The following is a 12,086-nucleotide window of genomic DNA, read 5'->3' as shown; positions in this document are numbered from 1 at the left end:
TTACACCGGATTTCTGTCCTTGGCACGTTGCGCGAATTGCTGCTTGAACGTCGCCTGAGACGGCGTGGGCAGATCGCGATAAGACGTCCAGCCCGCGGCACCCGCGAGATGATGCACGCGCCCGCGCTCCCCACCCAGCAAGCGCAGAAACCGCGAGGCCAGCCTCGCTCCCGGCCGGTAAAGCCAGGGATGGCGGGCGGCATAGCTCCACAGGCGCAAGGCCCAGCGTTCCATGCCCGGGCGCAGGTCGCGTTCGAACTGTTGCTCGCGCATTTTGCGCAGCAGATCGGGCAGGGGAATTTTCATCGGGCACACGACCTGGCACTGCCCGCATAGCGTGGCGGCCTGCGGCAAGTCCTGCGTGCTCTCGATGCCTTGGTAACTCGGCGTCAGCACCGAACCCATCGGGCCCGGGTAGACCCAGCCGTAGGTATGGCCGCCGATCTTCTGATACACGGGGCAATGGTTCATGCAGGCGCCGCATCGAATACAGCGCAGCATCTCGGCAAATGCGCCGCCCACCAGACTGGTACGCCCGCCATCGAGCAGCACCACGTACATATGCTCCGGGCCGTCGCGGTCGCCCTCGCGGCGCGGCCCGGTCAGGACGGAAAAGTAGTTGCTGATGGTCTGGCCCGTGGCCGAACGGGGCAGCAGACGCATCACCGCGGCCAGATCTTCAAGTGTGGGCAACACCTTCTCCACACCCGTCACCGCCACATGCACCCGGGGCAAGATGGTGCACATACCTTCGTTGCCTTCATTCGTCACGAGGGCGACGGAGCCGGTCTCGGCCACGACGAAATTGCCGCCGGTGATGCCCATGTCGGCCGACAAAAACTTCGCCCGCAGCACCTCGCGCGCCTCACGCGTCATCTCGGGAATATCGGTCTTGCGCGCCGTGTGGTGGGTGCGCGCGAACAGATCGGCGATTTCCTCTTTGTCCTTGTGCACCACGGGCGCGATGATGTGGGACGGCGGCTCGTTGCCGTTGATCTGCAGGATGTATTCGCCCAGATCGGTCTCCGTCACCTGCACCCCGGCCGTCTCGAGCGCTGCGTTCAGGCCCATTTCTTCCGACACCATGGACTTGGTCTTGATCGCCTGTGTGCAACCGTGGTTGCGCGCGATTCTCACCACCAGATCGGCGGCCTCCTGCGGAGTCTGCGCCCAGAGCACGGTGGTACCCCGGCGCTTGGCCTCGGCTTCGAAACGCTCCAGCCAGACATCTAGGGTGTTCAGGGCGACATTGCGGCGTTTGACCGCGGCGTCCCGTATCTGCTCGAAGCCGTCGAGCGCGGCGATCGCAGCCGCCCGGCCGGTCACGAACTTGGTCGAGAGCTTCTTGAGATTTTGCTGCAGACGCTGATCGGCCAGTTTCTGGCCTGCGCGCGCTTTGAAGTGCAGAGTCTGTGATTCCATGGTCAGCGCTTTCCCGTGAGGACTTCGGCGATGTGCAGCACCTGCGTCGTGTTGTCTCCCTGCCGACGCAAGCGCCCCTCGATCTGCATCATGCAGCCCAGATCGCCCAGAACCACGGCTTGCGCCCCGGTGGCCTTGATGTTGGCGCACTTGTCATCTGCGATGGCCGCTGAAATATTGCCGTATTTGACCGCGAAGGTGCCGCCGAACCCGCAGCATTGTTCGCATTGCTCCATTTCCTTCAGGCTCAGGCCGGGCACGAGCGCCAACAGCTGCCGCGGCTGCTGCTTGATGCCCAACTCGCGCAGACCCGAGCAAGAGTCGTGATAGGTCACTTCGCCTTCGAAGCGACCGGGCACCTCGGCCACCTTGGCCACACGAACCAGAAAATCGGTCAGCTCGAACAGCCGGGGCTGCAGGGCCGCGAAACGGCGCAGCAGATCGGGCTGATCCTTGAGCACATCGGGATAGTGAGTCTTGATGGTGCCCATGCACGAGCCCGATGGCGCGACCACGTAGTCGAAGGCCTCGAATTCATCGAGAAACTTTTCGGCCAGCGCCAGGGTGGTGCGACGATCACCCGAGTTGTAGGCCGGTTGGCCGCAGCAGGTCTGCGACATGGGCACGTGCACTTCGAAGTGTGTCGCCTCCAACAGTTCCACGGCCGCCATGGGAATGCCGGGTCGCATGACATCGGCAAGACAGGTAATGAACAGACCCACACGTTTTTTCATGGGCGCATTATCGATCGACGAACTTTCGGCGGGTTGACACTCTGTTAGGAGCCAGTCGTGCTTGGGTCGTGATCCTCAAGCCCGACAGGCTCCGAGGGGGGCAGAAGAAGCCATTGCCATCCCCGTCATTCCGATATACAAAAGCTCATTCCAAGATATAAAATTTTTGCAATGCAGCATTCTTCCCACTCCCGCAAGCCAGATCCGCCCGCATCGACCGCAGAGCCCGCCATTCAGGTGCTGGGACGCGCTTTTGCGCTGCTGGATGTGCTGGCGCAGAACCCCGATCCGATGCAGCTCAAGGACATCGGCGCCGCAACCGGCCTGCACCCCTCCACCGCGCATCGCATCCTCAACGATCTGGTCGTCGGCCGCATGGTCGAGCGGGTCGATGCCGGCACCTACCGCCTGGGCATGCGCCTGCTCGAGTACGGCAATCTGGTCAAGGCCCGCCTGAGCGTGCGCGATGCGGCGCTCGGGCCCATGCGCGAACTTCACCGGCTGACGCATCAACCCGTCAACCTGAGTGTGCGGCAAGGCGACGAAATCGTCTATATCGAGCGCACGTTCAGCGAGCAGTCGGGCATGCAGGTGATCCGCTCCGTCGGTGGCCGCGCGCCCTTGCACCTGACCTCCGTGGGTAAGCTCTTCCTGGCGGCGGACGACGCGGCTCGCGTCAAGGCCTACGTTCTGCGCACCGGACTTGCTGGTCAGACGCGCAACAGCATCACGCAACCGCAGCAGTTGGAGCGCGAGCTGGGAAAAGTCCGCGTCGACGGGTTTGCACGCGACAACGAAGAACTCGAACTGGGGGTGCGATGCATGGCCGCCGGCATCTACGACGACGCGGGCGATCTGGTGGCGGGTCTTTCACTTTCCGCCCCTGCCGACCGTCTGATGGAAGACTGGCTGGAGAAAGTTCAACTGACCGCGCAACGCATTTCCGCATCGCTGGGCTACAAGGGAGCGCGGCGCAAATGAGGCCAGGTGGGCTTTCGTCGTTGAACGGTGCGTCGCCCTGCTCGCGCCTAATGAACAATCTGGGCTGAACCTACCGCATCAGGCTCACTCACCCATACGGGCAGGCGAGACCTTCTCAATGTAGGCGGTACGCACCAGAGTCGGATGGCCCACACCGCGATCCACACCGGCGCTGGCCAATGGATCGCGCAGGCCGTCAAAGCCCTTGGCCTCGAGCCAGTTGCGAATGCGCTGGGCATCGCCGAAGTGCGAGTACTTGCCCCAGGCATCGAGCAACACCACGATCACGCGCCGTCCTTCGAACTTGGTCTGAAGCACGAGGCAATGGCCGGCCTCGTTGATGTAACCGGTCTTCTGCATCAGGATGTCCCATCCGCGATTGAACACCAGATGATCCGTGTTGCGGAACTGCAAGGTTCGCTGCCCCACATCGACCTCGCTCTCGGGATGCGTGGAGAACTCGCGGATCAGGGGGTAGTGATAAGCCGCCTTGACCAGCAAAGCGAGGTCATGCGCGGTCGACTCGTTTTCCGGTGACAGGCCCGTTGGTTCCACATAGCGCGTGGAGTTCATCCCAAGCGCACGCGCCTTGGCGTTCATCGCCGGAATGAAGGCCGCCAGACCGCCCGGATAATTGCGGGCCAGTGCATGCGCGGCGCGATTCTCGGAGGACATGAGCGCCAGTTTGAGCAACTCTTCGCGCGTGAGCTTGGTGCCGGGGCGCAAACGCGAGGAACTCCATTTCAGGGTGTCGATATCGGCATCCGTGATTTCGATGACCTGATCCATGGGCTGATGCGCGTCGAGAATGACCGCGGCCGTCATCAACTTGGTCAGCGAGGCGATCGGACGGGCGGTATCGGCATTTTTGCTGAGGAGCACCCGATCCGTTCCCTCGTCGACGACAAGGGCGGAACCCGATCGAAGTGCCAGCGGATCATCGTTGCTTGCCGTCGACGCGGCAGAAACCTGCAGCTTATCCGTTGCGCGCACCACTGAAGAAGCGGCACCAGAGACGAGTGCCGTCTTCAGCATTTGCGGATCCGGACGCCTTGCCGCGGTCCGGGTCGCCTCCACTCGCCGCACCACTCGGGGAGTCTTGTCGCGCCGCACCGTGGAGGTTCGCTTCTCGGCCGCGACCTTTGTTGCGACGCCTCGGCGCTTGGCCTGCTGCATGGCCCTGCGCTGTGGGCGGGCCTGCTTGTCGACCGTCTTGCGCTCGACACTCGCCTCGGAGTTGATGCGAGCGCGCTGACTTTGACGGGACTGCTGCGCCGACTGCTTCTTCGCATCGATGCTCTTCACCGAACGCGCCGCCTCGGTATTCGTTGCCGCCATCGTGGGCAGCGCCGACATCAGGAATGCAAACAGCGCAGCGAGCAGCAGACCCGACCGGAACGACACAACGCGAGAATGAGGCAACTGCATGGCACCAGCGGGGCAAGATGAAAAGAATGTGACTAGCCTAACAAAGGCCTTAAAAACAAGCAAGATCAAAAACTTGGATAGAGTTTTTGAACTCAAATGATTGAATCGAGAAGCTGGGGTCTTGTCAAGACTCGTTGAAAAACAGCTAGAGGGCCTGCGCATACGGCAGGAACAAAGCAAACGGCCCACATTCGGAATGTGGGCCGCGTAGCTGAAGCAGGTCAGCGATCAGAACATCTTGTTGTAGTTCGCAAGACCCGGGTTGCCCTTCACGCCGATGAGCTTGGGCTCATTGACCTTCAAGGGCTTGATGACCTTCTGGTGCTTCAGATACTCCTCGACGATATCCCAGATCGGTGGATTTTCGGGCGTGGCGCTGGCCTGCTGCACAGGTGCCCAACCCGCGACCTTGTAGGTCTTTTTCGGATCGATGGGCTTGCCGCCCAGACGCATGTCTTGAATGCGGTTGCCGATCTTCTCCTTGGGCGCGCAACTGTACTCGAGCGCGCCAAGGCGCACCATGTCGCCGCCCTGCTGGTAGTAAGGATCAGGGTTGAACAGGTTGTCGCACACGTCTTCCATCACGTTCTTGACCGTCTCGCCAGTCATTTCGGAGAGGGTGCAGTACGGATAGGTGATGGCGAGTTGGGTCATCATGTCCTCGCGGGTGATCGGCGAGTTCGGCAACAGGCTGCCGCCCCAGCGGAAGCCCGGCGAGAAGGCCAAGTCGCCTCCGCGCACAGCCAGCATCGCATCGACGACGAGTTGATCCCAGGTGCCGTTGAAGTTGCCGCGGCGGTAGAGCAAGCCTTCAGTGTGCGCCAGCACTTCAGTGAGCTTGCTCTCATAGGGGGCGCGCAGTTTGTTGATCAGCGCCTCCATTTCCGGATCGGCGGGCAGCAGTTCGGAGAACACCGGCAGCAGGCGGTACTTGTAGCCCACCATCTTGCCGCCTTGGACATCGAAGTCCATCACGCCCATGAACTTGCCATGTGAACCGGCGTTCGTCACCAGCGTCATGCCGCCCGAAGGACGGCGGATTTCGACAGCGACGGCCTCGCCGTCATGCGTGTGGCCGCCGAAGATGCAGTCGATGCCTTCGACCAGGCTGGCCATCTTGCGGTCGACGTCCATGCCGTTGTGCGAGATGACCACGACCAGCTGCGCACCCTTCTGCTTGACTTCCTTGACCACCTTCTGCATGTGATCGGTGTCAATGCCGAAAGTCCAGTCGGGAATCAGATAACCGGGGTTGGCTATCGGGGTGTAGGGGAAGGCCTGGCCGATGATGGCGACCTGCACGCCGTTCATCTGCTTCATCACATAGTTGGGGAACACCGGATCGCCGAAATCGGCAGTCTTGACGTTCTGGGCGACGAAGTCGATCTTGCCCTTGAAGTCCTTGTTGACGATTTCCTTGACGCGGTCCTGGCCGTAGGTGAACTCCCAGTGCGCGGTCATCACATCGACCCCGAGCTTGAGCTGGGCGTCGACCATGTCCTGGCCCTTGGTCCACAGCGACAGCGCTGTGCCCTGCCAGGTATCGCCGCCATCGAGCAGCAGGGCACCAGGGCGCGAGGCCTTGAGCTGCTTGACCAGCGTGGCGATGTGAGCGTAGCCGCCCATCTTGCCGTACTGCTTGGCCGCACGCACGAAATCGAGATAGGTGAAGCCGTAAGACTCGCGAGTATTGGGCTTGAACCCGACACGCTTCAGATAGTTGGTACCGACGAGGTGAGGCAGATGCCCCTCCATGGTGCCGATGCCGATGTTGACATTGGGCTCACGGAAATACACGGGGCGCAAATGAGCATGACTATCCGTCATGTGCAGGAAGTGCACATTGCCGGTCTTCGGCGGGTTGTACAGATTCTTGACCTCGGCAGCGGTCGCTTCACGGGTCATGGGGAAACCAGTGGCTGCTGCAGCTGCAAGCACACCCATAAATTCACGACGGGTCAGGCTCATTCAAATATCCTCATCAAAAAATAAAAAGCCCGCCAAATCCATAGCGATCAGGCGGGCGCCACTCAAATTGGAGCTTTTTTATTGTTAGTTTGCGTTGACGGGCGACTTCGGATCCATCAGCAGCGCCATGACATCCTTCATCTGTTGCTCGGTGAGGATCTTGTGCGCGCCGAAAGAGGGCATCCAGCTGCAGGCGTTGAAGGCGGCAGAGTCATAGATGCGGCCCCAGGTGTATTTGAGGATCGCCTCACTGTTGCCACGCAGCTTGCCGTAATCGACCAGCGAAGGGCCGATATTGCCTTGCGACGGATCGTTTTTGACCATCTCATGGCAAGCCAGGCAGTTGCCACCGCTGGGCTTGTCGGGATTGTCACTCCACTGCTTGCCCTTACCGTCCTGGGCAATCTTCAGACCAGCCTTCCAGTCGCCCAGATATTGGTTGTCTTTCGGATAGACGATGCCCGCGAGCGCTTCGGATTCAAGCTTCTTGCGCATGTCTTCAGGCATGGGCTTGCCCAGATACTCGTACTTCGAGCACTCGTATTGCTGCTTGGTCTGCACCAGGCGATCCAGACCGGCCTGACCTTTCGCTTGGAAGTCGTTTTTCAGAATGCTCTGAAAAGAGGCGGTCGCAAAGGGGTCGCCACCGCTGGAGGCGGATTGGTTCATGCCAGCACAGCCGCCCAGCACGCCGGCCGCTGCCGTCATGAGCACGAACAAAGTGGTTCTTTTCATGTTGTCTCCTCAGGTCTCAGCGCTTGAACGACGGCGTGTGCAGCGTGGCGCCGTTCGAATTCACACCCATGTAGGTAATCAGGTCGATAACGGCATTGGACGTCATCTTCGGCATGGGGAAGCGTTGCTGGCGGAAGCAGGCCAACATACGCCATTCGAGCGTACGGGCGACGCCCTGCGAGTTCGGATAAGCCGGCCAAGTAGCATACGACACACGAGCACCGTTCGGGCCGCTGTCAACCAGATCCGGCAGGGCCGAGATCTTGATGCGCTTACCCTTTTCCGAGTGGCAGGTGGCGCAGGAGAAGCTGAACGGGCCGCCACGGTAGAAGAACAGCTTCTTGCCGTTTTCATAGGCCAGCTTTTCTTCAGGCGTGTTCTGCGGAATGTCGATCTTCATGCCATCGGACTCGTGCGCGACGTACATGGCCATGTTGACCAGTGGCGTGGCGTTTCCGCTTTCCTTGGCAAAGGCGTCATGCTCGGCCTGTTGTTCGGTGAAGCCCTGCAGTGTTTCCATGCAGGTGATCAGACGGGATTCGAGATCCTGCACTTTGCCGGTATCGGCAAAGTAACGGGGAAGTTGAGCGTAAGCGCCCTTGAGCACGCCGGGGCCGAGGCCCAGGTTGCATTGCTCCATCGTGGCGTTCTTGGGGCCGCGCTTCTCTTTCCAGAGTTTCTTGCCGTCATCGATATTGAAGTCAGCGGGGTTGCCACCCATTTCGTTCATCAAGGCAAGATAGGCGTTGCCTTCCTGGGTAACGGATTCGGCGGCCTGCGCCTGATGGGTCAGTGCACCCGCCCACATCATGGCAGGCAGAGCAACACCGGCCAGCATTGCAGCTTTTTTTGTACGGTTTCTCATAGTCTCCTCGCAGCGGTGAATAAATCAGAATGCGCGAGACCGAAGGTCTCAGCCTCGCGCACAAGATGCATCAGGACACCGTGGTGTCTGCAGTGGACGTATCGCCCTTGTTGTCGATCCAGGACACGGTCACCTTGTCGCCGGACTTGCCGCCCTTGAAACGGAACTCCAGGAATGGGTTCTTGGAGATGGCCGTACCCCAGTCGCAGGTCAGCACCGTCTTGTCACCGCTTTTGCAGGTCACGGTCTGGATGAAGTGGGCGGGAATGATCTTGCCCTCTTTGTCTTTCAGAAGGCCAGTTTCTTCGGGGTGGGTCATCAGCACGCGCACCACAACTGCGTCGCCTTCGACGTTTGCCCGCATACGCATCGGGAAAGCCATAGTCTTACTCCTTTATCTGAGTGAGTGCCGTGTTGTCAGCACCCAAAATTTCGATGAAAACGCGTTGAGGTGCGATCAGCCGCCGCAGCCACCGAGGGTGACCTTGATCTCTTTCTTGGTGTACAGCAGCTTGTCACCCACTTTCGCGACAGCGTAAACGTTGGAGGTTTGCGCCATTTTGATGCGGGTGGCCACATTGGGCACAGACGCATCGGTCATGTTGAACTGGGCAACCAGCGAAGTCGGGTTTTTCTCGACCACAATGCCCAGCGCCGTGGTGCCGGCTGCGTTGCTCTTCACACCCACCGGAACCACGGCACCGTTTTCGGCGATGTCCGGACCGATGATGGAGACATCGGTGCTTTCCGTGGGCGTGGCACCCCAGATCTTGGCCACGTCGGCGAACGACTTGGCTTCGAACAGCGGAGCATTCCAGCCCGGGGCGTCAGCGGCCAGGGCGATATTGGGCATGAGACCAGCGGTTGCAGCAACGCCCATGGCAGCAGCGCCTGCACCGATCTGCATGACCTGGCGACGAGTTTGATTCATCAGTCTTCTCCTTAAAGTGAACAGGACGGGTCCTGCATCTTGATAACGTATTACTGCTTCGCGCCGTCGACAATCCACTGCGCAATCATCTTGGCATCGGCTTCGCTGATGGTCTGCGGCGGCATGGGGATGGAACCCCAGACACCTGAACCGCCCTTGATGATGCGTGTGGTCAGCTCGGCGACCATGTCCTTCTTGCCGCCGTATTTGGCCGCGACTTCCTTGTAACCAGGCCCGACCAGCTTGGTGTCACCCAGGCTGTGGCAAGCCAGGCAGGACTTGTCCTTCAAAAGAGCAACCACCTTGGCACCGGGATTATCGGCAGCCGCGGCTTTTTCCTTGGCTTTCTTTTCCTGCTCTGCGGCCGACTCGGTCACCATGCCGCGGATCGGACCCCAGGTACGGTATTGATCCGCGAGGTTACCGTTGTTGTTCAGCGCAAACTCAGGAATGAAGCTGGTGATTTTGGGAGCTGGAGCGCAGTTTTTCATGCAATCCTTGTTGTGGGTATCCGGGATACCCCCATTCCCGATCTCCTTGCCGGGCCACATGCCGTGGTTCCAGATCATGCCATTGCGGTTGGGCAGCATGTCTTGAACCTGTTGCACGTTGTCGCGGGTCAGCACGAAGTTGCTGGGCACCACGTTCGCCAGGTTCAGCAGATAGGCGACCAGCGCGTAGGTGTCGTCCCAGGTGAGCGAGCCAGGCTCGTTCCAGGGCATGGCACGGTGGATGTAGTCGAACAGCGTGGACACCGTGGACAGCTTCTCGATGGTGGTTGCCCCATCGTTGATGTCCGCCAGCTTGGCGACACGACCCGTCTTGATGTCCTGCTTGGTGGCCTGGTAAGCGCCAACCAGGGGAGGGAACACCGCGTTGGAGTCGGCGAAATCACCGTGGCAGGACGCGCACTTGGCTTCCCACAGCTTGGTGCCCGTGGCGACACTGCCGGAGCCAGCGGGCAAGCCCTGGAAGTCGGGACGCACGTCGATGTTCCACGCCTTGATTTCATCCGGCGTGGCAGCACGGCCCAGGCTGCCGTCGAGCTTGACATCCTTTGCAGGAACTTGGGGATGGATCGGCACACCTGCGGCCTGCGCCAGCGTGGCACCGGCGGTGAACACGCCACCCAGAATGACCGCCAGCGCGGCTTTACGAATTCGCGAGTTGGACATTGCGAACATCTCCATTTTCTTCAACTTGCCAGGTTTGGATTGCGTTGTTGTGATAGACAGACCGGGTGCCGCGCACTTTGCGCAACTCTTCGTAGGTGGGTTGCACCATGCCGGTTTCGTCGATCGCACGACTCTGCATGAAGGCGACTTGGCCTTTCCAGACCCAGGGAACATTGAATCGGGTGAAAGCTTTGCTCTGGATGGGGCCTTCAAGGCGGGCAGGCTGCCAGTTCACGCCACCATCGAACGACACATCGACGCGCTTGATCTTGCCACGGCCCGACCAAGCCAGGCCCGAGACGTTGTACAGACCTTTGTCGAGCAGCACCTGGCCACCGGAAGGCGATGTGATCACCGACTTGACTTCCATCACCGAGGTGTACTGGCGCAGACGGCCGTCCGGCATCAGATCGACGTAGCCCACGGTTTCGTCCTTGGTGGCGAAAGGCTGGGTGCCGAGCTTGATGCGACGCAGGTACTTGATGTTGGACACACCTTCGACACCCGGCACCACCAAGCGCAGCGGGTAGCCGTTTTCAGGGCGCAGCATTTCGCCGTTCTGACCGTAGGCCACGAGCACCTCGCCGGACAGCACGAGCGACATCGGGATGGTGCGGTTTTCGGTGGAACCGTCCGCGCCTTCGGCCATGATGAAGCGCACACCCTTGAGGTCGGCGCCGCAGTCTTCGAGGATGTCGATCAGCGGCACGCCGGTGAACTCGGAGCAGGACACCATGCCGTGCGTGTATTGCACGGTTGGCAGGGCCACGTTACCCCATTCCATCGCGGAGTTGGCGCCGCACTCGATGAAGTGGAAACGCGACACCGGCTGCATGCGCATGATGTCGCCCACGGTGTAGACCTTGGGATTCTTGATGAGGTTCTTCTCACCCATCACCATGAAGCGGAAATCTTCAGGGTTGATGTCGTACCAGCCCTGGTGCGAGCGGTTGAAGTGCAGACCCGCGGGAGTGACGATGCCGAACATGCCCTGCAGCGGCGCGAAGGCCACGTTGGCCTGATTCACCGCGGCCAGACCGGGGCTGATGCGGCGGACCAGGTCCTTTTCGTACTTGGACGGCATGCCGTAGGGCGGCTCGTTGACCGGGGCGCCTAGAGTGGTGCGCCACTCCTGTTCCTTGAGGATGAACTTGCTGCCCTTGTCACCCTCCCAGTCCTTGCGATCCGCGGCATAGACATTCGCTGCACCTCCAGCGGCCATGGTGGCGCTGGCGGTCAGAAATGCCTTACGCAAAAAATCGCGGCGGCCTCCCTGAACCTGGGCAATCTGCTCAGCGCTCAGGAAGTTTTCCGGTGCTTTACGCAGCCGGCCTAGCTTCTTTGTGTAGTCACTCATCCTCTTTCTCGCTCTTAGTAAGCACGTCGGGCCAGTCGATCCGTCTGCGAAACCGATTCGGGATCATCGAGCTCGATGGCAATTTGAGTACACACGGTCCGGCACAACTGCACTGCCTTCTCGCTCTGCACACGGTAATAAACCAGATTGCCGACGCGGCGCTTGGCGACGACACCGGCTTGATACAACACCTTGAGATGCTGGGACACGTTGGGCTGGGTCGAATCGACCGAGTCCATGATTTCTGTCACGCTTTTTTCGCCTGTACAGATGGAATTGAGGATGCGCAAGCGCAGGGGGGTGGCGAGGACACCGAAGAGTTCGGCGGCTGAATCGAACACCCGTTCCGCGTCGACCGAGAGATCATCTGCGGGCGGCGTCACCAGTTCCGGGAGCGTGTCGTTTTGCGGCATATGGATTTGCTTATAAGCAAGCACTGATATTTTTCAAACCATCCCCAGGCTTGTCCACCCTTGTCGGCTAGGAGTTT

Annotated in this window: 12 protein-coding genes; 1 reads left to right on the top strand and 11 read right to left on the bottom strand. The window is 60.3% G+C overall.

Features of this window, described 5'->3' with window-relative positions; all coding sequences use genetic code 11:
- On the bottom strand, positions 1 to 1,422 hold the full coding sequence (locus tag ASC45_RS09615; RefSeq protein ID WP_055450817.1) for a LutB/LldF family L-lactate oxidation iron-sulfur protein: 1,422 nt from the start codon (positions 1,420 to 1,422) through the stop codon (positions 1 to 3).
- Positions 1,423 to 1,424: 2 nt separating this feature from the next.
- Entirely contained in the window at positions 1,425 to 2,156 is a 732-nt protein-coding gene (locus tag ASC45_RS09610) for a (Fe-S)-binding protein (RefSeq protein ID WP_055450816.1), read from the bottom strand.
- 171 nt (positions 2,157 to 2,327) lie between these two features.
- Between ASC45_RS09610 and ASC45_RS09605 the strand changes: the two genes are divergently transcribed.
- Entirely contained in the window at positions 2,328 to 3,137 is an 810-nt protein-coding gene (locus ASC45_RS09605; protein ID WP_055450815.1) for an IclR family transcriptional regulator, read from the top strand.
- Between the two features lie 84 nt (positions 3,138 to 3,221).
- Here ASC45_RS09605 and pbpG read toward each other — a convergent pair whose 3' ends face one another.
- The 9 genes from pbpG to ASC45_RS09560 all read right to left on the bottom strand — a co-directional run bounded on the left by pbpG (position 3,222) and on the right by ASC45_RS09560 (position 12,009).
- On the bottom strand, positions 3,222 to 4,565 hold the full coding sequence (gene pbpG / locus ASC45_RS09600; RefSeq protein WP_055450814.1) for a D-alanyl-D-alanine endopeptidase: 1,344 nt from the start codon (positions 4,563 to 4,565) through the stop codon (positions 3,222 to 3,224).
- A gap of 228 nt (positions 4,566 to 4,793) precedes the next feature.
- Complete coding sequence (gene soxB, locus ASC45_RS09595) at positions 4,794 to 6,533, bottom strand: thiosulfohydrolase SoxB (RefSeq protein WP_055450813.1); 1,740 nt, start codon at positions 6,531 to 6,533, stop codon at positions 4,794 to 4,796.
- A gap of 84 nt (positions 6,534 to 6,617) precedes the next feature.
- A complete protein-coding gene (gene soxX, locus ASC45_RS09590; RefSeq protein ID WP_055450812.1) occupies positions 6,618 to 7,268 on the bottom strand; it encodes a sulfur oxidation c-type cytochrome SoxX in 651 nt (216 codons plus the stop codon).
- Positions 7,269 to 7,284: 16 nt separating this feature from the next.
- The gene (gene soxA / locus ASC45_RS09585) at positions 7,285 to 8,133 is read right to left on the bottom strand and encodes a sulfur oxidation c-type cytochrome SoxA (protein ID WP_055450811.1); all 849 of its coding nucleotides are present in this window, start codon (positions 8,131 to 8,133) and stop codon (positions 7,285 to 7,287) included.
- Positions 8,134 to 8,203: 70 nt separating this feature from the next.
- Positions 8,204 to 8,515 (bottom strand): thiosulfate oxidation carrier complex protein SoxZ, encoded by a 312-nt coding sequence (gene soxZ, locus ASC45_RS09580; RefSeq protein WP_055450810.1) that lies wholly within the window; start codon positions 8,513 to 8,515, stop codon positions 8,204 to 8,206.
- Between the two features lie 75 nt (positions 8,516 to 8,590).
- On the bottom strand, positions 8,591 to 9,064 hold the full coding sequence (gene soxY, locus ASC45_RS09575; protein WP_055450809.1) for a thiosulfate oxidation carrier protein SoxY: 474 nt from the start codon (positions 9,062 to 9,064) through the stop codon (positions 8,591 to 8,593).
- A 50-nt stretch (positions 9,065 to 9,114) separates the two neighbouring features.
- The gene (locus ASC45_RS09570) at positions 9,115 to 10,239 is read right to left on the bottom strand and encodes a c-type cytochrome (protein ID WP_055450808.1); all 1,125 of its coding nucleotides are present in this window, start codon (positions 10,237 to 10,239) and stop codon (positions 9,115 to 9,117) included.
- Positions 10,217 to 11,596: a sulfite dehydrogenase gene (soxC, locus tag ASC45_RS09565; protein WP_055450807.1), complete on the bottom strand. Its 1,380-nt coding sequence runs from the start codon at positions 11,594 to 11,596 to the stop codon at positions 10,217 to 10,219. The genes ASC45_RS09570 and soxC overlap by 23 nt, the downstream gene beginning before the upstream one ends.
- A gap of 14 nt (positions 11,597 to 11,610) precedes the next feature.
- Positions 11,611 to 12,009: an ArsR/SmtB family transcription factor gene (locus ASC45_RS09560; RefSeq protein ID WP_055450806.1), complete on the bottom strand. Its 399-nt coding sequence runs from the start codon at positions 12,007 to 12,009 to the stop codon at positions 11,611 to 11,613.
- Between the last annotated feature and the right edge of the window lie 77 nt (positions 12,010 to 12,086).

The sequence above is a fragment of the Thiomonas bhubaneswarensis genome (genome assembly GCF_001418255.1).
GTDB classification, from domain to species: Bacteria; Pseudomonadota; Gammaproteobacteria; order Burkholderiales; family Burkholderiaceae_C; genus Thiomonas; species Thiomonas bhubaneswarensis.
Note: the sequence above shows the minus strand (reverse complement) of the source record. Positions and strands in the feature narration are given on the sequence as shown.